Annotated in this window: 19 protein-coding genes and 1 pseudogene; 14 read left to right on the forward strand and 6 right to left on the reverse strand. The window is 74.2% G+C overall.

What is annotated here, in order from left to right; all coding sequences use genetic code 11:
* Positions 1-263: 263 nt before the first annotated feature.
* The 7 genes from OG447_RS17560 to OG447_RS17590 all read left to right on the forward strand — a co-directional run bounded on the left by OG447_RS17560 (position 264) and on the right by OG447_RS17590 (position 10804).
* The gene (locus tag OG447_RS17560) at positions 264-1085 is read left to right on the forward strand and encodes a hypothetical protein (protein ID WP_266938924.1); all 822 of its coding nucleotides are present in this window, start codon (positions 264-266) and stop codon (positions 1083-1085) included.
* 601 nt (positions 1086-1686) lie between these two features.
* Complete coding sequence (locus OG447_RS17565; protein WP_266937613.1) at positions 1687-2997, forward strand: hypothetical protein; 1311 nt, start codon at positions 1687-1689, stop codon at positions 2995-2997.
* A gap of 35 nt (positions 2998-3032) precedes the next feature.
* Positions 3033-3653: a TetR/AcrR family transcriptional regulator gene (locus OG447_RS17570; RefSeq protein ID WP_266938925.1), complete on the forward strand. Its 621-nt coding sequence runs from the start codon at positions 3033-3035 to the stop codon at positions 3651-3653.
* Positions 3654-4040: 387 nt separating this feature from the next.
* Positions 4041-6407 (forward strand): molybdopterin oxidoreductase family protein, encoded by a 2367-nt coding sequence (locus tag OG447_RS17575; RefSeq protein ID WP_266938926.1) that lies wholly within the window; start codon positions 4041-4043, stop codon positions 6405-6407.
* Between the two features lie 73 nt (positions 6408-6480).
* Complete coding sequence (locus tag OG447_RS17580; protein ID WP_266937614.1) at positions 6481-8025, forward strand: CitMHS family transporter; 1545 nt, start codon at positions 6481-6483, stop codon at positions 8023-8025.
* Positions 8026-8123: 98 nt separating this feature from the next.
* A complete protein-coding gene (locus OG447_RS17585) occupies positions 8124-9536 on the forward strand; it encodes an aldehyde dehydrogenase family protein (RefSeq protein WP_266937616.1) in 1413 nt (470 codons plus the stop codon).
* A 188-nt stretch (positions 9537-9724) separates the two neighbouring features.
* Positions 9725-10804 carry a Zn-dependent alcohol dehydrogenase gene (locus OG447_RS17590; RefSeq protein WP_266937618.1) on the forward strand — a complete coding sequence of 360 codons (1080 nt, stop codon included), beginning with the start codon at positions 9725-9727 and terminating at the stop codon, positions 10802-10804.
* 81 nt (positions 10805-10885) lie between these two features.
* On the opposite strand, the gene OG447_RS17595 is transcribed toward OG447_RS17590, so the two are convergent.
* Positions 10886-11605, reverse strand: a complete 720-nt coding sequence (locus OG447_RS17595; RefSeq protein ID WP_266937620.1) for a TetR/AcrR family transcriptional regulator — start codon at positions 11603-11605, stop codon at positions 10886-10888.
* An 89-nt stretch (positions 11606-11694) separates the two neighbouring features.
* On the opposite strand from OG447_RS17595, the gene OG447_RS17600 reads away from it, so the two are divergent.
* The 3 genes from OG447_RS17600 (at position 11695) to OG447_RS17610 (ending at position 13975) form a co-directional block, all read left to right on the forward strand.
* Positions 11695-12846 (forward strand): acyl-CoA dehydrogenase family protein, encoded by a 1152-nt coding sequence (locus OG447_RS17600; RefSeq protein ID WP_266937621.1) that lies wholly within the window; start codon positions 11695-11697, stop codon positions 12844-12846.
* A gap of 65 nt (positions 12847-12911) precedes the next feature.
* Positions 12912-13217 (forward strand): YiaA/YiaB family inner membrane protein, encoded by a 306-nt coding sequence (locus tag OG447_RS17605; protein WP_266937623.1) that lies wholly within the window; start codon positions 12912-12914, stop codon positions 13215-13217.
* A 110-nt stretch (positions 13218-13327) separates the two neighbouring features.
* The gene (locus OG447_RS17610) at positions 13328-13975 is read left to right on the forward strand and encodes a TetR/AcrR family transcriptional regulator (protein WP_266937624.1); all 648 of its coding nucleotides are present in this window, start codon (positions 13328-13330) and stop codon (positions 13973-13975) included.
* A 1-nt stretch (position 13976) separates the two neighbouring features.
* Here OG447_RS17610 and OG447_RS17615 read toward each other — a convergent pair whose 3' ends face one another.
* On the reverse strand, positions 13977-14438 hold the full coding sequence (locus OG447_RS17615; RefSeq protein WP_266937626.1) for a MaoC family dehydratase: 462 nt from the start codon (positions 14436-14438) through the stop codon (positions 13977-13979).
* A 91-nt stretch (positions 14439-14529) separates the two neighbouring features.
* On the opposite strand from OG447_RS17615, the gene soxR reads away from it, so the two are divergent.
* Positions 14530-14973, forward strand: coding sequence for a redox-sensitive transcriptional activator SoxR (gene soxR / locus OG447_RS17620; RefSeq protein ID WP_266937628.1), 444 nt, complete (start codon positions 14530-14532; stop codon positions 14971-14973).
* Here soxR and OG447_RS17625 read toward each other — a convergent pair.
* The 4 genes and pseudogenes from OG447_RS17625 to OG447_RS17640 all read right to left on the reverse strand — a co-directional run bounded on the left by OG447_RS17625 (position 14954) and on the right by OG447_RS17640 (position 19339).
* Positions 14954-15733, reverse strand: coding sequence for a 3-keto-5-aminohexanoate cleavage protein (locus tag OG447_RS17625; protein ID WP_266937630.1), 780 nt, complete (start codon positions 15731-15733; stop codon positions 14954-14956). The genes soxR and OG447_RS17625 overlap by 20 nt on opposite strands.
* Positions 15734-16089: 356 nt before the next feature.
* Positions 16090-16524: pseudogene (locus OG447_RS17630) on the reverse strand (hypothetical protein); the annotation flags it as partial.
* A 94-nt stretch (positions 16525-16618) separates the two neighbouring features.
* Positions 16619-17959, reverse strand: a complete 1341-nt coding sequence (locus tag OG447_RS17635; RefSeq protein WP_266937632.1) for a serine-threonine protein kinase — start codon at positions 17957-17959, stop codon at positions 16619-16621.
* Between the two features lie 84 nt (positions 17960-18043).
* Positions 18044-19339 carry a DUF1343 domain-containing protein gene (locus tag OG447_RS17640; protein WP_266937634.1) on the reverse strand — a complete coding sequence of 432 codons (1296 nt, stop codon included), beginning with the start codon at positions 19337-19339 and terminating at the stop codon, positions 18044-18046.
* Between the two features lie 102 nt (positions 19340-19441).
* Here OG447_RS17640 and OG447_RS17645 point away from each other — a divergent pair, with 102 nt between their 5' ends.
* The 3 genes from OG447_RS17645 (at position 19442) to OG447_RS17655 (ending at position 23282) form a co-directional block, all read left to right on the forward strand.
* Positions 19442-20215 carry an SDR family oxidoreductase gene (locus OG447_RS17645; RefSeq protein WP_266937636.1) on the forward strand — a complete coding sequence of 258 codons (774 nt, stop codon included), beginning with the start codon at positions 19442-19444 and terminating at the stop codon, positions 20213-20215.
* A 95-nt stretch (positions 20216-20310) separates the two neighbouring features.
* Positions 20311-22617 (forward strand): AMP-binding protein, encoded by a 2307-nt coding sequence (locus tag OG447_RS17650; protein WP_266937638.1) that lies wholly within the window; start codon positions 20311-20313, stop codon positions 22615-22617.
* Positions 22618-22676: 59 nt separating this feature from the next.
* Positions 22677-23282 (forward strand): TetR/AcrR family transcriptional regulator, encoded by a 606-nt coding sequence (locus tag OG447_RS17655; RefSeq protein WP_266937640.1) that lies wholly within the window; start codon positions 22677-22679, stop codon positions 23280-23282.
* Positions 23283-23385: the final 103 nt, after the last annotated feature.

A 23385-nucleotide genomic window follows, 5' to 3' on the forward strand; every position in this document is an offset into this window, starting at 1 on the left:
TGAGCCCCACCCCGGCCCGCGGGCCGACCCGCCCGGCCCCGGGCCGACCCGCAGCCAAGCCCCGGGGCAGCCCGGGCCCGGGCTGTGACCGGGCACTGGCTCGGCCAGGCCCAGAAGCCGTCCAGACGGCACCGACCACAGGAGGCCCCGCCGTGACCGACAGGCCCGAGGAACGCATCCGGTGCGATGCCTGCGCCCCGCCCACCCGCTGGGCCCGCGCGACCCGCCCGACCCGGCCAGGCCGCGCCGCCCGTACTGCCGCCCTGCTCACCCTCCTCCTGCTCCTCGCGGGCAGCGCGGCGACCGGCTGCGGCGGGCGGGCCACCACCCACCACAAGCCCGGCACCAGCCATGAGCAGGCCTCCGGCAGTGTGGGCACCCTGCTCACCACCGAGGACGGCTCCGGCCACCGGCTCCGCGAGGTCCCCGCCGACGGTGCGCCACAAGTGCAGCTCGCCGCCCGCCCGGACTCCGAGGACGGCTGGAACCTCCAACTGACGGTGAACAACTTCCGCTTCACCCCCGACAGCGCCGGCGGCGCCGCCCTCCCGGGCGCCGGCCACGCCCACCTGGAGCTCGACGGGCGCAAGCTGGCCCGGTTGTACGGCCCTTGGTTCCACCTGCCCGCCGCACAGGTCCCCGAGGGCGCGCACACCCTGACCGTCCGCCTCTACGCCGACGACCACACCGCATGGGCAGTCTCCGGCAAGCCGGTCGAGGCCGCGACCCAGCTCACCGCCACCACCACCGCCCCGGGCGGGTCCGGCGGCCACGGCCACGGCGGCACACCGCAGCCGCAGCCGTCGCCGGAGCCGCAGCCGCCGGGCCGGACGGTCACCATCGCCGTCCGCGACGGCAAGGTCAGCCCCGCCCCGGCCCGCACAGAACTCAAGCGGGGCGAACGCGTCGCCCTGCGCGTCACCAGTGACCGGGCGGACACCCTGCACGTCCACGGATACGACAAGGAACTCGCCCTGCCCGCAGGTCAGGAGGCCACCCTGACCCTGACAGCCGACCGCACCGGCCTCTTCGAGGTCGAGACGCACGAGTCCGGCCTCGTACTGACCCAACTCCTCGTCCGATGACCCCGCCCAAGCCCGCGCCCACCCGCCCGGCCCCGCGCCCGGCCCCAGCCACCGTCACGACCACGGCCATAGGCACGCCCTCGCCCTCGCCCAAGCGCACGGCCACGGCCCTGGCCACGACCGCCGTTCCGCCCCCGGAACCGGCACCGGTCCCGACCCTGCTTCTGGTCTCGGCCTTGGCTACAACCGTCAGGCCCCCGGCCAGGGCCTCGCTCGCGCGCATGCACACGACCACGGGCACGACCCCGGCCTCGGCCTCAACCGCAGTCACGACCCCGGCCCCCGGCCCGGCCACCGAACCGGCCCCGGTTCCGGTCTCGGCCCCGCGCCCGGCCCCGACCACGGCCTGGCTCCCGCCCATGCGCACGGTCCCGGCCACGACCCCGCCCCCGGACGCAGCCCGGCCCCCCACCGCCTCCGGCAGCCGCGGGTCCCGGGCGGCCGTGCCCCGTGTCGGCCTCGGGCGGCCGCCCGGGCTCGGGTCCGCGTCCGGGGCGCCGGCTCGAGGCCGCCGTGAGACACCGCCCCTTGCGGGCCGGTGGTGAGCGCGTTCGGGCTCCGTCCCGCGCCCGGCCCCGGCGGTGGCGGCGTAGGACAGGGCGTGGTCCCGTACCCGGCCGAACCGCTCACCGCACTCGCGCACGGGATAGGGTCCCAGCACGATCTGCCGATCTCTCCCTTCTATGCCTTCGCCGGTGCCTTCACCGCACTCTTCGTCTCCTTCCTCGCCCTCGGCCTGCTGTGGTCCTCCTCCCGCTTCCGCGGCGACCGCTCCGGGATCGCCCTGCCCGCCGCCCTCCAGCGAGCCGCCGACAAACCCGCCACCCGCACCGGCCTGCGCGGGCTCGGCCTCGCGGCCGCGCTGCTGCTCCTCCTGTACCTCCTCCTCGGTCCCGACGACCCCGCGCGCAACCCCGCTCCCGGCGCCGTCTACGTCCTCTTCTGGGTCGGACTCGTCCCCGCCTCCCTCCTCCTCGGCCCCGTCTGGGGCCTGCTCAACCCGCTCCGCACCCTGCACCGCCTGCTCTCCCGGGTGCTGCCCCGCCGCAGCCCCCAGCGCGCCCACCGCCCCCTCCCCGCCCGGCTCGGGCAATGGCCCGCCGCCGCCGGACTGTTCGGCTTCACCTGGCTCGAACTCGCCGCTCCTGATCCCGCATCCACCACCACCCTCCTCATCGCCCTCGTCACTTACGCCACCGTCCAACTGCTGCTCGCCGCCCGCTTCGGCGAGCGCTGGTTCGCCGACGGAGACGCCTTCGAGGCATACAGCGCGCTCCTGGCCCGGCTGGCCCCGCTCGGCCGGCGCAGCGACGGCCGCCTGGTCCTCCGTAACCCCTTCCACGGACTCGACGCGACGCCCGAGCGGCCCGGACTCGTCGCCACCGTCTGCGTCCTGCTCGGCTCGACCGCCTACGACGGCTTCTCCGACAACCCTTCGTGGATCAACGCCATACAGAGCTCCCCCCTCGGCCGCACGCCCACGGCCACGCTCGGACTTCTCGGCTCCGTCGCCCTCGTCGCCACCCTGTACTGCCTCTGCGCGGCAGCCACCCGCCTCGTGTGCGGACCGCACCCCGGCCCGATCACCGCCTTTGCGCACTCACTGGTGCCGATCGCACTCGGCTATCTGATCGCCCACTACTTCTCCCTCCTGGTAGTCGAAGGACCACGCACAGCAAGCATGGCACTCGGCACTGACAACGCCCCCGAGCCCGCCCCACCACTGGGCCCCGGCGCCCTCGCGGCCCTCCAGGTCATCGCCGTCGTCACCGGCCACGTCCTCGGTGTCATCGCGGCGCACGACCGTTCGGTACGCCTCTTCCCGCCCGCCAGGGCAGTGGCCGGCCAACTGCCCCTGCTCGCGCTGATGATCACCTACACCATCGGGGGGCTGAGCCTCCTGCTGAACTGAGGCCCCCGCCGACGATGGAAGCGAAGAGCGGCATGATGGACCCCGTGCCCCCCGCCCACCCCATGCGCCGAACGCCCATCCAGCAGCGCAGCGCCGACCGGCTCGCCCGGATCCTCGACGCCTGCGCGGAGCTGCTGGACGAGACCGGGTACGAGAACCTCAGCACCCGTGCCGTCGCCCTGCGCGCCGGTGTGCCGATCGGCTCCGTCTACCGGTTCTTCGGCAACAAGCGGGCCATGGCCGTCGCCCTGGCCCACCGGAACCTCGACCGCTACGCCGACGGCATCGCGGGCCGGCTCGCCGGCCTCCCGGCCGCCGACTGGCGGCCCGTCGTGGACGCGGTGCTGGACGAGTACCTGGCCATGAAGCGCAGCGTCCCCGGTTTCGCGCTCGTCGACTTCGGGGTGCCCGCGCCGCCTCCCGAAGGCCCCGCGGCCGACCCCAACCACCTGGTCGCCGGCCGCCTCACCGGGCTGCTGTGCGGGCACCTCGGCCTCACGCCGGACGCCACCCTGGAACGCGCCGTCCTGGTGGCGGTCGAGGCCACGGACGCGCTGATCCAGCTGGCCTTCCGGTCCGATCCGGCCGGGGATCCCGGCATCGTCGCCGAGACCCGCGCCATGATGCAGGCCTACCTCGCGCGCGTCCTGGACTGAACCCGCGCCCGACCCATCCACTGCGCCGACGCCCCGGACCGGCCGTTTCGAGGCCGGCCGGCTCGGACCGCCCGGCCTCGGAGCGGCCACCCAGAAACGTCCGCCCTGCACCGGCGCCACAGGCGACGCCTCGGACCGGCCGCCTCGGAACCGCCCGCCCAGAAGCATCCGCCCCTCCACCGGCCGCACAGAACCGCGCGCCCCGAGCCGCCCACCCCGCCCCAGGACCGTCCGGCGCCCTGCCCGCGCCCGCCGTCCGGCCACCGTCCGGCCGCCGTCCCCGCCCCGGAACGCGGTCGCGCACGCCCCTCCCGGACCTCCCTACCGGTCGGTATGCTCAGTGCGCCCCGCATGCCCGTGCCGCAGCCTGCCGCCCTGGAGCGCCCCATGCCCCGCACCGCCCTGCGCATCTGCCCCCTCTGCGAGGCCACCTGCGGTCTCACGCTCACCATCGAAGGCACCGCCGTGACCGGCGCCCGCGGCGACCGCGAGGACGTCTTCAGCCGCGGCTTCATCTGCCCCAAGGGCGCCGCTTTCGGAGCGGTCGACGCCGATCCCGACCGGCTGCGGACGCCGCTCGTCCGCCGGGACGGCCGACTCCAGGAGGCCACCTGGGAGGAGGCGTACGAGGCCATCGCCGCCGCCGTTCCCGCCCTCGTGGGGGAGTACGGCGCCCAGTCGGTCGGCGTCGTCCTCGGGAACCCGAACGTCCACACCATGGCCGGGGCCCTCTACCCGCCGCTGCTCCTCAAGGCCCTCGGCACCCGCAACCTCTTCACCGCCAGCACGCTCGACCAGATGCCCAAGCACGTGTCCAGCGGGCTGCTCTTCGGCGACCCCTTCGCCATCCCGGTACCCGACCTGGACCGCACGGACTTCCTGCTCCTCCTCGGGGCCAACCCGTTGGAGTCCAACGGCTCCTTGTGCACCGCCCCCGACTTCCCCGGCCGGCTCAAGGCCCTGCGCGCCCGCGGCGGCACCCTGGTCGTCGTGGACCCGCGCCGCACCCGCACCGCCCGGCTCGCCGACCGCCACCTCGCCCCGCGCCCCGGGAGCGACGCCCTGCTCCTCGCCGCCCTCGCGCACACCCTGCTCGCGGAGGGCCTTGCCGCCCCCGGAGTACTGGAGGAACAGAGTGAAGGACTCGGGGAACTCGCCGCCGCCCTCGGGAGTTTCACTCCTGAGGCCGTAGCCCCCGCCTGCGACCTTCCGGCCGATGAGATCCGCGCCCTCGCCCGCGAGCTCGCGGCCGCGCCCACCGCCGCCGTCTACGGGCGGATCGGCAGCTGCACGGTCGAGTTCGGCACGCTCGCCAGCTGGCTGGTCGACGTACTGAACGTCCTCACCGGCAACCTCGACCGACCCGGCGGAGTGCTCTTCCCGCTCTCGGCGACCGGTCCCCGGCCACGCCCGGCCGGGCCCGGTAAGGGGTTCGCCCTCGGGCGCTGGCACAGCCGGGTCAGCGGCCACCCCGAGGCCAAGAGCGAGCTGCCCACCACCGCCCTGGCCGAGGAGATCGAGACCCCGGGTGAGGGGCGGATCCGCGCCCTGATCGCCATCGCCGCGAACCCCGTGCTGTCCGCCCCCGACGGCCGGCGCCTCGACGCGGCCCTGGCCGGGCTCGATTTCATGGTCAGCATCGATCCGTACCTGAACGAGACCTCGCGCCACGCCCACGTCGTGCTGCCCCCGCCGCCGCCCTCGCGGAGCGCGCACTTCGACTTCGCCTTCAACGCCTTCGCCGTCCGCAACCAGGCGCGCTACACCCGCCCCGCCGTCCCGCTCGAAGCGGGTCTGCCCGACGAGTGCGAGATCCACGCGCGCCTCGTCCTCGCCGTCTCCGGCATGCACGGTACGGCCGGCCCGGCCGCCGTCGACGAACTGGCTGTCCAGGCCACGCTCGCCAAGGAGACGACCGACCCGCACTCCCCGCTGCACGGCCGGGATCCGGCGCACCTCGCCGGCCTGTTGACCGGCGAGAGCGGCCCCGAGCGCCGGCTCGACCTGATGCTCCGACTCGGGCCGTACGGAGACCAGTTCGGCCTCGCCGACGCCGGTACGCATGCCAACCCCGCCCCCAACCCCGCCCTCAACCCAGACCCTGCCCCCGATGCGGCCCCCGACGCCGGTACGGATGCTGCTGCGGCCGGTGCTGACGACGCCCACGTCGATGCCAGCGCCGGTTTCGCGGCCGAGCTCAGCCTGGAGCGGCTGCTGGCGCACCCGCACGGCATCGACCTGGGCCCGCTGCGGCCCCGGCTCCCGGGCGTGCTGAGGACCCGCAGCGGCAGGATCGAGCTGCTCCCGGACCCGATCGCGGCCGAGCTCCCCAGGCTGCGCGCGGCGCTCGCCGACCGCCCCGCCGCCCTGGTGCTCGTGGGCCGCCGCCATCTGCGGTCCAACAACAGCTGGTTGCACAACGTGCCGGCCCTCGTCGGAGGTTCCAACCGGTGCACCCTCCAGGTCCACCCGGAGGACGCGGGCCGTCTGGGCCTCGCCGACGGGGGCCGCGCCCGTGTCACCGCGGACGGCGGCAGTCTGGACGTTCCCGTAGAGGTCACCGATGCCGTCCGCGCGGGCGTGGTGAGCCTCCCGCACGGGTGGGGCCACGACCGCGCCGGATCCCGGCTCTCCGTGGCCTCGGCGCAGCCCGGCGCGAACGTCAACCAGCTGCTGGACGGCACCCGGCTCGACCCGCTGTCCGGCACCGCGGTGCTCAACGGATTCCCCGTCGAACTGGCACCACTGCCCTGAGCTGGGGTTTTGCTCGTATTGCTCACGCGTAGACGTCTTGTTGGCCCGAGGAGGAGGCACCTACGTTCCCTGCATGCTGACCTTCCTCGGCTTCGCCATGATCGCGACCTTCCTGGTCCTGATCATGATGAAGAAAATGTCGCCCATCGCGGCGCTCGTCCTCATCCCCGCACTCTTCTGCGTGTTCGCCGGGCAGGGGGCGCACCTCGGCGACTACGTCATCGACGGCGTGGGCAAGCTCGCGCCGACCGCCGCCATGCTGATGTTCGCCATCGTCTACTTCGGCGTGATGATCGACGTCGGCCTCTTCGACCCGATCGTGCGGGGCATCCTGCGCTTCTGCAAGGCCGACCCGATGCGCGTCGTGGTCGGCACGGCCGTCCTCGCCGCGATCGTCTCGCTCGACGGGGACGGCTCGACCACCTTCATGATCACGGTCTCGGCCATGTACCCGCTGTACAAGCGGCTCGGCCTGAGCCTGGTCGTAATGACGGGTGTCGCAGCCACCGCCAACGGCGTCATGAACACGCTGCCCTGGGGAGGCCCCACGGCCCGCGCCGCCACCGCCCTCAAGCTCGACGCCGCCGACATCTTCGTCCCGATGATCCCGGCCCTCGCGGCGGGCCTGCTCTTCGTGTTCGTCCTCGCCTACGTCCTCGGGCTGAAGGAGCGCCGCCGGGTCGGCGTCCTGGCGCTGCCCGGCGAGACGGAGCACACGGAGCAGGACGCCGAGCGGGACGCGGAGAAGGACACGGAGAAGGGCACGGAGAGGGAGACGGAGGGGGGCGCGAAGGAGGCGCCGGTCACCGAGGAACGCCTGGTCGCGGCCGTATCCGGAGCCGGCGCCGGCCCCAGCTCCGGCGCGAGCGTGTCCGGCAGCCGCCCCGCGGTTTCCTCCGGGGCCGCGGCCGGCCCGGGATCCGCCACCGCCCCGCAGGGGGACGCGGACACCACCCCCCAGTACGCCGAGGACGGCTTCCAGGGCCTCGACCCCCAGCGGCCCACGCTGCGCCCCCGCCTCTACTGGTTCAACGCGGGCCTCACCCTCGCCCTCCTCACCGCGATGATCATGGAGCTGCTGCCCATCCCGGTGCTGTTCCTGCTCGGCGCCGCGCTCGCCCTCACCGTGAACTTCCCCCACATGCCCGAACAGAAGGCCCGGATCGCCGCCCACGCCGACAACGTCCTCAACGTCGCCGGCATGGTCTTCGCCGCCGCCGTCTTCACGGGCGTCCTCTCCGGCACCGGCATGGTCAAGCACATGGCCGACTGGCTCGTCGGCGCCATCCCCGAGGGCATGGGCCCGCACATGGCGCTCGTCACCGGCCTGCTGAGCCTGCCGCTCACCTACTTCATGTCGAACGACGGCTTCTACTTCGGTGTGCTGCCCGTCCTGGCCGAGGCCGGCGCCGCCCACGGGGTGTCTCCGCTCGAGATCGCCCGCGCCTCCCTCGTGGGACAGGCCCTGCACATGTCCAGCCCGCTGGTTCCGGCCGTCTACGTCCTCGTCGGCATGGCCAAGGTCGAGTTCGGCGACCACACCCGCTTCACCGTGAAATGGGCGGCCCTGACCTCCCTGGTGGTGCTCGGGGCAGGGATGCTTTTCGGCATCATCTGAGCCACCGGACCCCTGGCGCGCCGAAAACTACCGGCGCTAGTTTGTAGGGTGTCCGCGAGGTCAGGTCTACGCGCTGGTGCGTGCTCGGGAGGATTGCCATGAAGGCCCACGACGGGATGTACATCGGCGGCGAGTGGCGGACCGCCGTCGGACGCGACCGGATCGAGGTCGTCAATCCGGCGGACGAGCAGGTCATCGCCGGTGTCCCGGCGGGCAACGCCGAGGATGTGGACGCGGCCGTACGCGCGGCCCGTGCGGCCCTGCCCGGCTGGGCGGCCGTGCCCGCGGCCGAGCGGGCGGCCCTGATCCGGGCGCTGCGCGACGTGCTGGCCGCCCGCAAGGGCGAGATCGCCGAGACCATCACCGCCGAACTCGGCTCCCCGCTGGGCTTCTCGGAGATGATCCACGTCGGGGCGCCGATCGCGGTGGCCTCCTCCTACGCCGAACTGGCGGCCTCCTACGCCTTCGAGGAGCGGATCGGCAACTCCACCGTGCTGCTGGAACCGGTCGGCGTGGTCGGGGCCATCACGCCCTGGAACTACCCGCTGCACCAAGTCGTTGCAAAGGTGGCGCCCGCTCTCGCCGCCGGCTGCACCCTCGTCCTCAAGCCGGCCGAGGACACCCCGCTGACCGCACAGCTCTTCGCCGAAGCCGTGCACGAGGCGGGCATCCCGGCCGGAGTCTTCAACCTGGTGACCGGGACCGGCCCGGTCGCCGGTCAGGCCCTGGCCGCACACGAAGGCGTCGACCTCGTCTCCTTCACCGGCTCGACCGCTGTCGGCAAGCAGATCGGCGCCACCGCCGGCGCCGCCGTCAAGCGGGTCGCCCTCGAGCTGGGCGGCAAATCGGCCAATGTCATCCTGCCCGGCGCCGACCTCGCCAAGGCCGTCGCGGCGGGCGTGGGCCACGTCATGAACAACTCCGGCCAGAGCTGCAACGCGCTGACGCGCATGCTCGTCCACCGGGACCAGTACGAGGAGGCCGTCTCGCTCGCGGCCGTCGCCGTCGCCGGCTACCCCAGCGGCGACCCCACCGATCCGGGCACCCGCCTCGGTCCGGTAGTCAACGCCAAGCAGCGCGACCGCGTGCGCGGATACATCACCAAGGGCATCGAGGAAGGCGCGCGCCTGGTCGCGGGCGGCCCCGACGCACCGCACGAGCGGGGGTACTTCATCGCACCGACCGTGTTCGCCGACGTCACACCCGACATGACCATCGCCCAGGAGGAGATCTTCGGCCCCGTGCTGTCGATCCTCCCGTACGAGGACGAGGAGGAGGCCCTGCGCATCGCCAACGGCACCGTCTACGGCCTGGGCGGCGCCGTCTGGGCAGCGGACGAGGAGACGGCCGCAGCCTTCGCCCGCCGCATGGACACCGGGCAGGTGGACATCAACGGCGGCCGCTTCAACGTGCTCGCGCCCTTCGGCGGCTACAAGCAGTCGGGCGTCGGCCGCGAGCTGGGCCCGCACGGTCTGGCCGAGTACCTCCAGACCAAGTCCCTCCAGTTCTGAGCCCCCGGCTCTGAGCCCCGCCGCCCGGCGCCCTGCCGCTCCGAGCCCCGCCGCCGGGAGCCTCGCCGCTCCTGGCCCCGCCGCCCCAGACCTGCGGTTCTGAGCCCTGCCGCTCCAGGCATCGCCGGTCCCAGTCCCCTCAGTGCCACACACCCCTGCTGAGCATCGGAAAGACGGAGACGACGACCATGGTCCGCGCCGCCATCCTGCCCGCCGTCGGAGCCCCGCTGGAGATACGGGAGATCGTGCTGCCCGATCCCGGCCCCGGGCAGGTCCGGGTACGGCTCGCGGCCGCCGGGGTCTGCCACTCCGACCTCTCCCTCACCGACGGCACCATGAGGGTCCCGGTCCCCGCCGTCCTCGGCCACGAGGGCGCGGGAACGGTCCTCGCCGTCGGGGAGGGCGTCTGCCATGTCGCCCCCGGCGACGGGGTGGTGCTCAACTGGGCCCCGTCCTGCGGCGAGTGCCACCACTGCTCCATCGGCGAGGTCTGGCTCTGCGCCAAGGCCCTCTCCGGGGTCGGGGCGGTCTACGCCCACGACGCACAGGGCACCGAGCTGCACCCCGGGCTCAATGTGGCGGCCTTCGCGGAGGAGACCGTCGTCGCGGCCAACTGCGTGCTGCCCGCGCCCGCCGGGATCCCGCTCGCCGAGGCGGCCCTGCTCGGCTGCGCCGTCCTCACCGGCTACGGAGCCGTCCACCACAGTGCCCAGGTCCGCCCCGGCGAGTCCGTGGCCGTCTTCGGCGTCGGCGGGGTAGGTCTCGCGGCACTCCAGGCCGCCCGGATCGCGCAGGCGGGCCCGATCGTGGCCGTCGACGTCTCCCCGGCGAAGGAGGAACTGGCCCGGGCGGCCGGGGCCACCGAGTTCGTGCTCGCCTCCGACACCACCGCCAAGCAGATCCGCGCGTTCACCGGCGGGCAGGGCGCGGACGTCGCCGTCGAATGCGTCGGCCGGGCGGAAACCATCCGCGGAGCCTGGGAATCCACCCGGCGGGGCGGCCGCACCACGGTCGTGGGCATCGGCGGCAAGGAACAGCAGGTCACCTTCCACGCCCTGGAGATCTTCCACTTCGCCCGCACCCTCACCGGCTGCGTCTACGGCAACAGCGACCCCGCCCGCGACCTCCCGGTCATCGCCGAGCACGTCCGCGCCGGCCGCCTCGACCTCGGCGCCCTGGTCACCGACCGCATCACCCTCGACGGCATCCCGGCCGCCTTCGAGGCCATGCTCGCGGGCAAGGGAGGCCGCTCCCTGATCGTCTTCTGAGCAGCGCCCGTGCCGGCGCCACCGCCCGCGCCGCCGCCCCGCCCGGACCCGTAGCCGTAGCCGTAGGGGTACCCGTCGCCGTTACGCGGGACCGCGCAGCGCCTCGTACTGGAGGGCCAGGCCGTCCAGGAGCGCGGTCAGGCCCGTCTCGAAGGCGCCGTCGTCCACCTCGCGCCGGCGTTCGGCCAGCAGATGGGCCTGGCCCAGGTGGGGGTAGGCCGACGGGTCGTAGGCCGTCTCGTCGTCCACGAAACCTCCGGCGAAGGAACCCACCGCAGCGCCCAGGATGAAGTACCGCATCAGCGCGCCGATCCGGGTCGCGTGGGCCGGCGGCCACCCGGCGGCCGTCATCGCGCCGAACACCGCGTCCGCGACCCGCAGTCCGGCGGGCCGCCGCCCCGGCCCCCGCGCCAGTACGGGCACGATGTTCGGATGGTCGGACAGGGCCTCCCGGTAGGAGTGCGCCCAGTCGTGCAGGGCCGTACGCCAGTCCGCGCCGCCGCCGGCCCCGCCCGCACCTCCGGCCCCGCCCGCACCCCCGGCTCCGCCCGTGCCCCCCGGCGGCCCGAAGGCCGGCGCCTCGAACATCGACAAGTCGACCCGCGCGCTCACCGAGTCCGCCACCGCGTCCAGGATCTCGTCCTTGGTGCGGAAGTGGTTGTACAGCGAAGGCCCGCTGACCCCGAGCGCGGCCGCCAGCCTGCGCGTCGACACCGCCTCCAGCCCCTCCGCGTCCACCAGCGCGCCCGCCGCCTCGACGATGCGGGCTCGGCTGAGGAGGGGCTTGCGCGGTCTGGCCATGCGCCACATAGTAGGGCCTGCCCGCCATAAACTACCGGTGCTAGTTAAAGGCGCCGGGACCCCGCCACGAAGACCCCCGGAGGTGCCCGGTGAATCTGGAGCTGAGCGAGGAACAGGCCGCCGTCCGCCGGCTCGCCCGCGAGTTCACCGAGCGCGAGGTCACCCCGTACGCCGCCGAGTGGGACCGCGCCGAGAGCGTGGACCGGGCCATCGTCAAGAAGCTCGGCGATCTGGGCTTCCTCGGTCTGACCGTCCCCGAGGAGTACGGCGGCTCAGGCGGCGACCACCTCTCCTACGTCCTGGTCACCGAGGAACTCGGCCGCGGTGACTCCGCCGTGCGCGGCATCGTCTCCGTCTCCCTCGGCCTCGTCGCCAAGACCATCGCCGCCTGGGGCACCGAGGAGCAGAAGAGCGCCTGGCTGCCCCGTCTGTGCTCCGGCGACGCGCTCGGCTGCTTCGGCCTGACCGAGCCCGGCACCGGCTCCGACGCCGGGAACCTGACCACCCGCGCCGTGCGCCAGGGGGACGCGTACGTCCTCGACGGCAGCAAGATGTTCATCACCAACGGCACCTGGGCCGACGTGGTGCTGCTCTTCGCCCGCACCGGCGAGGAGCCCGGCCACCGCGGAGTCTCCGCCTTCCTCGTCCCCACCGACAGCCCCGGCCTCACCCGCCGCGAGATCCACGGCAAACTCGGCCTGCGCGGCCAGGCCACCGCCGAACTCGTCCTCGACGACGTCCGCGTCCCCGACTCCGCGCTGCTCGGCCCCGAGGGCAAGGGGTTCTCGGTCGCCATGTCCGCGCTGGCCAAGGGCCGGATGTCGGTCGCCGCGGGCTGCGTCGGCATCGCCCAGGCGGCGCTGGACGCGGCCGTCTCCTACGCCGCCCAGCGCGAGCAGTTCGGCAGGCCCATCGCCCACCACCAGCTGGTCCAGGAACTGATCGCCGACATCTCCGTGGACGTGGACGCCGCCCGGCTGCTGACCTGGAGGGTCGCCGACCTCATCGACCGCGGCCTGCCCTTCGCCACCGAGTCCTCCACCGCCAAGCTCTTCGCCTCCGAGGCCGCCGTGCGCGCCGCGAGCAACGCCCTCCAAGTGCACGGCGGCTACGGCTACATCGACGAGTACCCGGCCGGCAAGCTGCTGCGCGACGCCCGCGTGATGACCCTGTACGAGGGCACCAGCCAGATCCAGAAACTGCTCATCGGGCGCGCCCGTACCGGGGTTTCGGCCTTCTGAGGCTGAGTACGCACCTGAGTACGCGAGCGGATGTGTCCCCGGTCACCCCGCCCGATGCTGGGTCCATGAACGAGACACCGGTCAAGCAGCAGAGCACAGGGGCGTACTACGGCCAGGCCGTTGCCTCTTTCGGTATCGCCCTCGGCAGCGTGGCCCTGGGGATCTACAACCTGGAGGTGGACGGCTGGGTCCGGGCCTTCCTCGGCATCGCCGTCCTGTACCTCACCACCTCGGCCTTCACCCTCGCCAAGGTGATCCGCGACCGCCAGGAGGTCACCCAGATCGTCAGCCGGGTGGACCAGGCCCGGATGGAGAAGATGATGGCGGAGTACGACCCCTTCGCCCCGAAGCAGCCCGCCCGCGAGCACTGAGCCCGTGCGGTGTTCTTGCCGATCGGGCAGGATCGGAAAGACATCCGCTAAGCGCTTGCTCACCCTCCGGTAGGGTGTCACTCCCACACGGTGAAGAGGGTGAGTGAGCGATGGACAGCGCGGAGGAGACGGCCGGCGGCTATCAGCCCTGGTCGGAGGTCATCCCCGACGCGGCGCGGCGGCTGCTGGTCGCCGCCGTCGAGGCCTTCGCGGAGCGCGGGTACCACGCCACCACCACACGTGACATTGCGGGGCGGGCCGGGATGAGCCCGGCCGCCCTCTACATCCACTACAAGACCAAGGAAGAGCTGCTCCACCGGATCAGCCGCATCGGCCATGACAAGGCGCTGGAGATCCTGACGTCGGCGGCCGAAGGCCCGGGTTCGGCCGCCGAGCGGCTCGATACCGCCGTGAAGTCCTTCGTGCGGTGGCACGCGGCACATCACACCACCGCGCGGGTGGTCCAGTACGAGCTCGATGCTCTCGCTCCGGAGCACCGCTCCGAGATCGTGGCACTGCGCCGCCAGAGCGACGCCGCCGTGCGCGGCATCCTCGCCGACGGGGTCGCGGCGGGGGAGTTCGACGTGCCCGACGTACCCGGCACCACCCTCGCCGTACTGTCGCTCTGCATCGACGTGGCCCGCTGGTTCAACGTGGCCGGACAGCGCACGCCCGACGAGGTCGGCGCGCTCTACGCCGACCTCGTGCTGCGCATGGTGGGCGCGCCGGCCACGGCGGGCCCGGCGCGGGAGCGGTAGCTCAGAAGTAGTAGCGGGACACCGACTCGGCCACGCACACCGGCTTGTCGCCGCCCTCCCGCTCCACCGTGACGGTGGCCGTGACCTGCACGCCGCCGCCCGCCTCGGTCACCTCCGTGATCACGGCAGTGGAGCGCAGCCGCGACCCGACCGGCACGGGGGCCGGGAACCGCACCTTGTTCGTCCCGTAGTTGATGCCCATCTTCATGCCTTCGACCCGCATGATCTGCGGCACCAGACTGGGCAGGAGCGACAGGGTCAGGTAGCCGTGCGCGATCGTGGTCCCGAAGGGTCCGTCCGCCGCCCGCTCCGGGTCCACGTGGATCCACTGGTGGTCGCCGGTGGCGTCCGCGAAGAGGTCGATCCGCTTCTGGTCCACCTCCAGCCACCCGCTGGGCCCGAGCGGCTCCCCGATCCCGGCGCGCAGTTCCTCTTCGGACGTGAAGACCTTCGGCTCGGCCATGCCTGCTCCTGCTTCTCGACGAATAAGCGCTTGCTCAGCATGCTGGGGACCGCATGTGTATGTCAACGGACCTCCGACTACGCTCGGCGGGGTGCCGCAGATTCCCGAGAACATCCACGAACTCACCGTCGGCCAGCTGTCCGCCCGTAGCGGCGCCGCCGTCTCCGCGCTCCACTTCTACGAGGCCAAGGGCCTGATCAGCAGCCGCCGCACCTCCGGAAACCAGCGCCGCTACGGCCGCGACGCGCTGCGCCGGGTGGCCTTCGTACGCGCCGCACAGCGCGTGGGCATCCCGCTGGCCAGCATCCGCGAAGCGCTCGCCCAGCTCCCCGAGGAGCGCACCCCCACCCGCGAGGACTGGGCCCGGCTCTCCGAGGCCTGGCGCGCCGAGCTCGACCAGCGGATCCGGCAACTCGGCCGCCTGCGCGACCATCTGACGGACTGCATCGGATGCGGCTGCCTCTCGCTGGAGAACTGCGCCCTGTCCAACCCGGACGACGTCTTCGGCCAGAAGCTCACCGGCTCGCGGCTCTAGGGGGTGTCCGTGTCGCGGAGCCGGACGGGGCCGTCCGCTCCCACACCGTCCGTGCTGCCGCCACCAGTTCGGCGTTCGAGGGCGCCGGACGCCCGTCCGGCAGGTGCAGCACGTCCCCTACGCCGATCCGCGTGCCCGTGCCGCACCGCGCGGCCAGCCGCAGCACCGGCCAGGCGGCGGCCTCACGCCCGTACAGCAGCACCGGCACCGGCGGCAGCCCGCGCAGCCCGGCCACCAGCGCCGGATCAGCCGACGCGAGCTCGGCCACGAGCCGGACCCGCCCGGGGGTGCGTACGGGCCAGGCGAGGAACCGGGCCATCGGCTCCGCTCCGGCCCGCCCGCCCAGCGGAACGATCGCGTCCACCCCGATGCCGCGCGCCAGCAGTGCCTGCGCCAGTTCCTCGGCCCCCGCTTCGGCGAAGTGCACCGCCGCCCGGTCCGGCAGCACCGTCCAGGACCGCACCCGCTCCAGCCGCCCCGCCGGATCGGGCTCCGCGCCGATGCTCGCGCACACCGCCAGGGGTACGCCGATCCCGGCGCCCCGCACCGCCTCCAGCAGCGGGCCGACCACGCGGGGGGAGAGGCTCTCGCGGCCGCACGGGCTCCGCGGGTGCACCAGCACCTCCCCGGCCCCGGCGGCCACCGCCCCCAGCGCCGCATCCGCCAAGGCGTCGGGGGACATCGGCACGGCCGGGCCGTCGGCGGCGGTCCGCGAGCCGTTCAGCGACACCTGAGGCAGCTGTGACAGCTGAGACAGCACAGGTACCTGCGGCTTCTGAGGTGCCTGGGGTGCGTGGTGCGCCCGAGGTGGCGGGTGGTTCATGCCGCCCCCGCCGAGGGCGTGTCCACCAGCGCCGGTCTCGGCACCACGATCCCGCAGCCCGTGCAGAGCGGCCCGTCCCAGGCCCACGCCCCCTCCCAGGGCCCGGCCACCCGCCGCCCCGTCCCGCTCCCCGCCCCCGGAACCGGCCCCGCCCCGGACGCCACCCCCGCCCCCAGCTCTGCCCCCGCCCCGGGACCCCGCCCCGCCTCAGGAACCGGAATCGGAATCGGAATCGGCCCCGGCCCCCGCCGTTGCCCCGCCGGCGGTGCCGGCCAGTGCAGTTCCCGGTCCCCGCAGACCGGGCACACCGTCCCCGGCGCCGATTCCAGCGCCTTCACCAGCCGCCTCAGCACCTCGCCCAGTGCCCCCTCCGGCCGCACCCCGGGGTCCGCGCACCGCACCACCGCGTCCCCGCTCCCGCCCCATGCCCACTCCGGCCGGCGCAGCCCGTGGTGCTTCTCGCGCCGCCGCCGCTCCGCGAACTGGCGCTCGTACTCCAGCCAGACCGCCCGCGCCTCCTCCAGCTCCTCCAGCGCGGCGACCAGCCGCAGCGGGTCCGCCCCCCGGTCCTCGGGGGCGATCCCGTGCCGGTCGCACAGGTGCCACCAGGTGGCCCGGTGCCCGTACGGGGCGAACCGCTCCAGGCAACGGCGCAGCGAATGGCGCCGCAGGGCCCGGTCGTTGCGCGCATCACGCACCTGGTAGGCCAGACTTCGGAAACCCGCCATGACATGTCACCTCCGCCGATGTGCCCAACATGCCCGGCCCGGTGCGGGCGCATGCGGGGGCGGTCGAGGCGTACGGGTGGCACGTGGCCGGAAGTCAGCGCCCCAGGCGCCCCGCTGAAACCACCACCCTGGCCAGCTCCTCGTGGCAGATGTCGCTGTGCGCCCCCGACGGCGCGCCGCCGCGCCGCACCACGGATCCCGCGTCCACGCTGACGCATCCGGCCGAGGGCACCCCCTCGCGCAGGGCCGCGTCCAGGCTCAGCCGGGGCGCGCCCGGCACCGCCCGTACCCCGTCGTGCCCGATCGCGCCCCACCGCTCGTCGAAGCCGAGCAGTCCGGCCGAATCCCCCGCCATCCGCGAGGCCAGCGGGTAGAACACCTTCAGCGCCGAGTCGTGCGCGGAGTGGCAGGCCACCACCGGCCCGTCGACCCGGCGCTGGAGGCCGCGCAGCGCACCGCCCCGGCCCTTGTCGTGCGGCAGCCGGTCGGCGAACGCGTAGTGGGAGAAGGCGCCTTGGAACAGCGTCAGCGACTTCACGAACCGGGCCCCGTCCGGCACGGCGCGCAGCGAGAAGGACACCACCCGGGCCCCGAAGCTGTGCCCGAGCAGATGGACGCGCAGCGCCGGGCGCTCGGCCGCCAGCCCCGCCAGTACCGGACCGAGGCCGCGCTCGCCGACCACTCCGGCGCGTTTCTTCATCTGGTAGTACGTGGCCTGCCGCAGGAGCTCCTTGGCGCCGCCCCACAGGGCGCGCAGCCCGCCGCCCACCAGGCCGGCCCCGAGGGCCGAGGGATCCCGCCCGTCGGCGCGCCCGGGCAGCGCGCCGCCCGTGTCGACGAGCCCGCGGGTGAAGGCCCGGCACACCTCCAGCACGTCCTCCGTGAAGATCAGGGGTACGGCCGGCGGCGCCACCGCGGTGACCGTGTTCACCCCGGCCAACTCCCGTACGAGGGCGCCGAACTCGATGAATCCGGCCTCCGACTCAGGCCTCTCCTCCAGCAGTTCGGCCACCCGGTCCAGCTCCGCCTGCCGCCCCGGCCAGAACTCCCCGAGCGCCCGCCGGGTGCCGGGGTCCAGCGCCGTCCCGAAGCCGGGCTCCGCGAGCGCCCCCGGCGGATCGAAGTCCGGTATCGGCTCGTCCGCGAACCGTATCGAGGGCCACACGACACCCACGTACCCCAGCCGCACCCCTGACCCCACCAACCCGGGGAACGGGGCGAAGAACCGGTCGTACAGCCGGGTCGAGGTGCCCCGGTCGCTGTTCCAGCCGTGCGCGAAGACCAGCAGGTCAGTGGCCTCCATGCGGGCCACCGCGCCCTGCCCGGACGGGTCCGCGTCCCCCTCCGCGTCGAAGACCAGCTCCGCGTACGGACCGACGCCGATCCCGGCCCCCGCCCAGGCACCCGTCCCGTTCCCGGCACCGCTGTACGCCATGACGTCCCCCTCCGCGCCGTGCCTCAGGTGCGGTCCAGCATCCTGCTGCATCGCCCATCCGGCCAGACCCCCCGCACGGCCGTCTCACCGGTACAGCAGGTACTGCTCCCGCAGCGCCGCGAACCGGGCCAGACCCGCCGCCCAGTCGCCCACGACCTCCTCCACCCCGGCCCCCGCGTCGATCGTCTTCCGCACCCGGTCCGAGCCGGTCAGCCGGTCGATCCAGTGGTCCGCGCGCCAGCCGAAGCCGCTCCAGGTCCGCCGCGCGGTCACCAGCAGCCCGATTCCGGCCCGCACCGGATCGAAGGCCGCCCGGTCGTGCACGATCAGCCGCACCCCGCCGCAGACCTTCCCCACGTGCTTGGAGAACGTCGGCGTGAAGTACGCCTCCCGGAACCACACCCCGGGCAGCTCCAGCGCGTTCGCCGCCTCCGCCCACCTCCGGTCGATGCCCTCCGCGCCGACCACCTCGAAGGGTGTGGTCGTCCCGCGCCCCTCGGACAGGTTCGTCCCCTCGAAGAGGCAGGTCCCGGCGTACGCGAGGGCGGTGTCCGGGGTCGGCATGTTCGGGCTCGGCGGCACCCAGGGCAGCCCCGTCTCCCCGAAGAACGACTCCCGCCGCCATCCGCTCATCGCCACGGTCCGCAGCCTGACCGGCCCCTTGGGCAGTGATCCGTCGGTCAGGAACTCGCCGTTGAAGAGCCGGGCCAGCTCGGCCGCCGTCATCCCGTGGGCGAGGGCGATCGGCTCCCGGCCCACGAAGCTCGCGTACGGCCGCTCCAGTACGGGGCCGGCCGCCGCGCGCCCGCCGACCGGGTTCGGGCGGTCCAGCACCACCACCGCCTTGCCCGCCAGCGAGGCCGCGCGCATGCAGTCGTACAGGGTCCAGATGTAGGTGTAGAAGCGCGCCCCGACGTCCTGGATGTCGAAGACGACGGTGTCGATCCCGGCCGCCGTGAACACGTCGGCGAGCCGCTGCCCGCTCTTGTCGTACGTGTCGTAGACGGGCAGGCCGGTCGCCGGATCCCGGGCCGCGCCCTCGGAACCGCCCGCCTGGGCCGTCCCGCGGAACCCGTGCTCGGGGCCGAACACGGCCACCAGGTCGACCCGTTCGTCCGCGTGCAGTACGTCGACCAGGTGCCGGGCGTCGGCGGTGATGCCGGTGGGGTTGGTGACCACCCCGACCTTCTGCCCGGCGAGTACGCCGTACCCGTCCGCGGCGAGCTGCTCGAAGCCCGTACGCACCCGGTCCGCTCGGCCCGACGCCGTCCCCGGAGGTGCGGCGGCTCCCACCGCTTCCACCGCTTCCACCGTTCCCAGGGCGCCCGCGGCTCCCACGGCTCCCGCCAGTCCCAGTACCCCGCGTCGCGACAGAGTCATCCGGCCACGCTAGACGGCAGGCCCCTTCCGCCCTGACATACCGACTGGTTAGTCTGCCCGCCATCGGTAGATGAGCACGGTCGGCATCCGGCCGGACGAAAGGTGATCCCCGTGAGCGCGTACCAGGACCAGCGAGTCGTCGTCACCGGTGCGGGCGGCGGCATCGGCGCCGCCCTCGCGCGGCGGTTCGCCGCCGAGGGCGCCACGGTGGTGGTCAACGACATCGACGCCGCCAGGGCCGCCGCGGTGGCGGGCGCCATCGGGGCCCGGGCGATCCCCGTGCCGGGCGACGCCTCGGAGATCGTCGCCGAGGCCCGGGAGGCCCTCGGCGGCGGGATCGACATCTACTGCGCCAACGCCGGACTCGCCTCGGGCGGTGACGCGTTCGCCGACGAGGCCGTCTGGGAGGCGGCCTGGGAAACCAACGTCATGGCGCACGTCCGGGCGGCCCGGCTGCTGCTGCCGGACTGGCTGGAGCGGGAGGACGGCCGTTTCGTGTCCACCGTCTCCGCCGCCGGGCTGCTGACGATGATCGGAGCGGCCCCGTACAGTGTCACCAAGCACGGTGCGCTCGCCTTCGCGGAGTGGCTCTCGCTGACCTACCGCCACCGCGGTGTCCAGGTGCACGCCATCTGCCCGCAGGGAGTGCGCACCGACATGCTGACCGCCGCGGGCTCGGCGGGCGAACTCGTCCTCGCGCCGACCGCGATCGAGCCGGAAGCGGTCGCGGACGCGCTGTTCGACGGCATGGAGAAGGGCCGGTTCTTGATCCTCCCGCACCCCGAGGTCGCCGACTTCTACGCCGCCCGCGCCACCGAGCCGGACCGCTGGCTGAGCGGCATGAACCACCTCCAGCAGAAGTGGGAGACCAGGTGACGTCCGCCGCCGGCGCGGTCCCCGCCACGGATGCGCCAGAGGGGCCCGAGACCGCTGAGGCGCCCGAGGCCCCCGAGACCGCTGAGGTGCCCGGGATGCTTGAGGCGCCCGGGACCCCCGAGGTGCTCGGGCTCCCCGAGGCGCTTGGAACCCCCGAGGTGCTCGGGCCCGCCGAGGCGCCGGGGACGCCCGAGGTGTTCCCCGAGGCGCCGGGGACCCCCGAGGTGCTCGGGCTCCCCGAGGCGCCGGGGACGCCCAAGACCCCCGACGCACCCGAGACGCCCGAGGTACCGGGTACGCCTGGGACGCCCGAGGCGCCCGAGGTGGCCCGGTACGCCGCCCGGCCCTGGCTCGGGCGGCTCAGCGAGGCCCAGCGGGCGCCCGTCGCACCGCCGCGCTCCGTGCTGCACGCCTTCCGCGAGGCCGTGGCCCGGGCCCCCGGGCGCACCGCCCTGGCCTACTTCGACGGCCGGATCTCCTACGCCGAGGCCGAGGCACTCTCCGACTCCGTCGCCGGGCACCTGGCCGCGCACGGGATCCGCCGCGGGGACCGGGTCGCCGTCATGCTGCAGAACACCCCGCAGTTCGTGCTCGCCGTACTGGCCGCCTGGAAGGCCGGGGCGGTGGTCGTCCCGCTCAACCCGATGTACAAGACCGCCGAGGCCGCGCACGTCCTGCGCGACTCCGGGGCCGCCGCGCTGGTCTGCGAGGGCCGCGCCTGGACGGCGTACCTGCGCGAGGCCGCGCACGGCAGTGCCGTACGGACCGTCCTGACCGCCTCCGAGCTGGACTTCCAGACCCGCAACGACCCACGCCTGCTCGCCCTCGCAGCCGTCGGCTCGCCTGCGGCGGTCCCTGCCCCGGCGCCTGCGGCGGTCCCTGTCCCGTCTGCCCCGGGCCCCCTGGTGCCCCAGGCCCTGCCCGCCCCGGCCCCAGCCCCGGCCCGCACGGTGGGGCACACCACGCACGCCCCCGACCCCGCGGCGGCGCCGCCCCGGCCTGCAGCGGCGTACGCCCCGGCGCCTGCTGCGGTCCCTGCCCCGTCTGCCCCGGCAGCCCCGGACCTCACGGCGCCCGCCCGGTCCGCCCCGGCGCCTGCGGCGGTCCCTGTCCCGTCTGCCCCGGGCCCCCTGGTGCCGCATGCCCTGCCCGCCCCGGACCCGGCCTGGGCCCGCACGGTGGGGCACGCCATGCCCGCCTCAGACCCTGCGGCGGCGCATGCCCGGCCCGCCGCAGCGGCCCCGGCCGCCGCCCGGCCCGCGGCAGCGCCCGCCCCGGTCGTCGCCGATCTGTCCGCTGTGGCCCGCCGCGGCGAACCCGCCCCGGACGATCCCCGTCTCACCGGCGCCGACACCGCCCTCATCAGCTACACCTCCGGCACCAGCGGCACCCCCAAGGGCGCGATGAACCCGCACGGCGCCCTCACGTACAACGCCGCCCGCCAGGTCGCCGGCCACCCCCTCGCCGAGGGCGCCGGGTACTTCGCCCTCGCCCCCCTCTTCCACATCACCGGCATGGTCTGCGAGCTCGCCGCCTGCTTCGTCAACGCCGGCACCCTCGTCCTCGCCCACCGCTTCGACGCGGGGCTCGTCCTCGACGCCTTCCTCGAACACCGCCCCTCCTACGCCATCGGCCCGGCCACCGCCTTCATGGCCCTCGCCGCCCACCCCGGGGCCACCCGGGACCACTTCGCCTCCTTCCAGGTGCTCTCCTCCGGCGGCGCCCCCCTCCCGCCCGCGCTCGTCGAACGCCTCCGCGCCGCCTTCGGCTTCTACCTCCGCAACGGCTACGGCCTCACCGAGTGCACCGCCCCCTGCGCCTCCGTCCCCGCGCACCTCGAAGCCCCCGTCGACCCCGCCTCCGGGACCCTCTCCGTCGGCGTCCCCGGCGCCGAGACCGTCGTCCGCATCCTCGACGCGCGCGGCGCCGAGGTCCCCTTCGGCGAGACCGGCGAGATCGCCGTACGCGGCCCCCAGGTGGTGCCCGGCTACTGGAACCTGCCGGTCGAGACGGCGAAGGCCTTCCCGGACGGTGAGCTGCGGACCGGCGACGTCGGGTTCATGGACGCGGACGGCTGGCTCTACGTCGTCGACCGCAAGAAGGACATGATCAACGCATCCGGCTTCAAGGTCTGGCCGCGCGAGGTCGAGGACGTGCTCTACACCCACCCCGCGGTCCGCGAGGCGGCCGTGGTCGGGGTCCCGGACCCCTACCGGGGGGAGAGCGTGAAGGCGTACGTCAGCCTCCGCCCCGGCACCTCGGCCGGACCGGCGGAGCTGTCCGCCTACTGCGCCGCGCGCCTCGCCGCGTACAAGTACCCGCGCCAAGTGGAGGTGCTGCCTGTCCTTCCGAAGACGACCAGTGGCAAGATCCTCCGACGGGAACTGCGCGACCGCGGCTGAAAACAGTCGGACGGACGCACAGTCGCCGACTCGATGGAATGGAAGGGAAGGCCAGCGCCATGGCGGCCAGAACCACGGTGCCCGAGGGCACGCACGAAGCCCCGGTGCCGCAGCGGCTGCTGGCCGTGGCCACCCGGCTGTTCGCCGAGCGCGGCTACGACCGCACCTCGGTCCAGGAGATCGTCGAGGCGGCCGGGGTCACCAAGGGCGCGCTCTACCACTACTTCGGGTCCAAGGACGACCTGCTGCACGAGGTGTACGCGCGCATGCTGCGCCTCCAGCAGCAGCGCCTGGACGCGGTGGCCGACTCCGACGCGCCCGTCGAGGAGCGGCTGCGCACGGCGGCGGCCGACGTGGTCGTCACCACCATCGAGAACCTCGACGACGCGATGATCTTCTTCCGGTCGATGCACCAGCTCAGCCCGGAGAAGTTCAAGCAGGTCCGGGCCGAGCGGCGGCGCTACCACGAGCGCTTCCGGGCGCTGGTCGAGGAGGGTCAGCGCTCCGGGGTGTTCTCCACCGCGACCCCCGCCGACCTGGTGGTGGACTACCACTTCGGGTCCGTGCACCACCTGTCCACCTGGTACCGCACGGACGGCCCCCTCACGCCGCAGCAGGTCGCCGACCACCTGGCCGACCTGCTGCTGCGCGCACTGCGTCCGTAGCGGGCGAGGCCGGCCGTGCCTCGCCCGGCCTCACCCAGCCCGGCCTCGCCCGGCCTCACCCAGCCCGGCCTCGCCCGGCCCAGCCCGGCCCAGCCCGGCCTCG

Source organism: Streptomyces sp. NBC_01408 (assembly GCF_026340255.1).
In the GTDB taxonomy this organism is placed as follows: Bacteria; Actinomycetota; Actinomycetes; order Streptomycetales; family Streptomycetaceae; genus Streptomyces.

What these genes read in the sequence shown, in the direction of transcription:
- OG447_RS17585 (WP_266937616.1), top strand. Translation starts at nt 8,124, where the DNA reads ATGAAGGCCCACGACGGGATGTACATCGGCGGCGAGTGGCGGACCGCC.
- OG447_RS17635 (WP_266937632.1), bottom strand. Translation starts at nt 17,959, where the DNA reads ATGGCGTACAGCGGTGCCGGGAACGGGACGGGTGCCTGGGCGGGGGCC.
- OG447_RS17615 (WP_266937626.1), bottom strand. Translation starts at nt 14,438, where the DNA reads ATGGCCGAGCCGAAGGTCTTCACGTCCGAAGAGGAACTGCGCGCCGGG.
- OG447_RS17575 (WP_266938926.1), top strand. Translation starts at nt 4,041, where the DNA reads ATGCCCCGCACCGCCCTGCGCATCTGCCCCCTCTGCGAGGCCACCTGC.
- OG447_RS17610 (WP_266937624.1), top strand. Translation starts at nt 13,328, where the DNA reads ATGGACAGCGCGGAGGAGACGGCCGGCGGCTATCAGCCCTGGTCGGAG.
- OG447_RS17580 (WP_266937614.1), top strand. Translation starts at nt 6,481, where the DNA reads ATGCTGACCTTCCTCGGCTTCGCCATGATCGCGACCTTCCTGGTCCTG.
- OG447_RS17590 (WP_266937618.1), top strand. Translation starts at nt 9,725, where the DNA reads ATGGTCCGCGCCGCCATCCTGCCCGCCGTCGGAGCCCCGCTGGAGATA.
- OG447_RS17595 (WP_266937620.1), bottom strand. Translation starts at nt 11,605, where the DNA reads ATGGCCAGACCGCGCAAGCCCCTCCTCAGCCGAGCCCGCATCGTCGAG.
- OG447_RS17650 (WP_266937638.1), top strand. Translation starts at nt 20,311, where the DNA reads ATGCTTGAGGCGCCCGGGACCCCCGAGGTGCTCGGGCTCCCCGAGGCG.
- OG447_RS17605 (WP_266937623.1), top strand. Translation starts at nt 12,912, where the DNA reads ATGAACGAGACACCGGTCAAGCAGCAGAGCACAGGGGCGTACTACGGC.
- OG447_RS17655 (WP_266937640.1), top strand. Translation starts at nt 22,677, where the DNA reads ATGGCGGCCAGAACCACGGTGCCCGAGGGCACGCACGAAGCCCCGGTG.
- OG447_RS17570 (WP_266938925.1), top strand. Translation starts at nt 3,033, where the DNA reads ATGGACCCCGTGCCCCCCGCCCACCCCATGCGCCGAACGCCCATCCAG.
- OG447_RS17640 (WP_266937634.1), bottom strand. Translation starts at nt 19,339, where the DNA reads ATGACTCTGTCGCGACGCGGGGTACTGGGACTGGCGGGAGCCGTGGGA.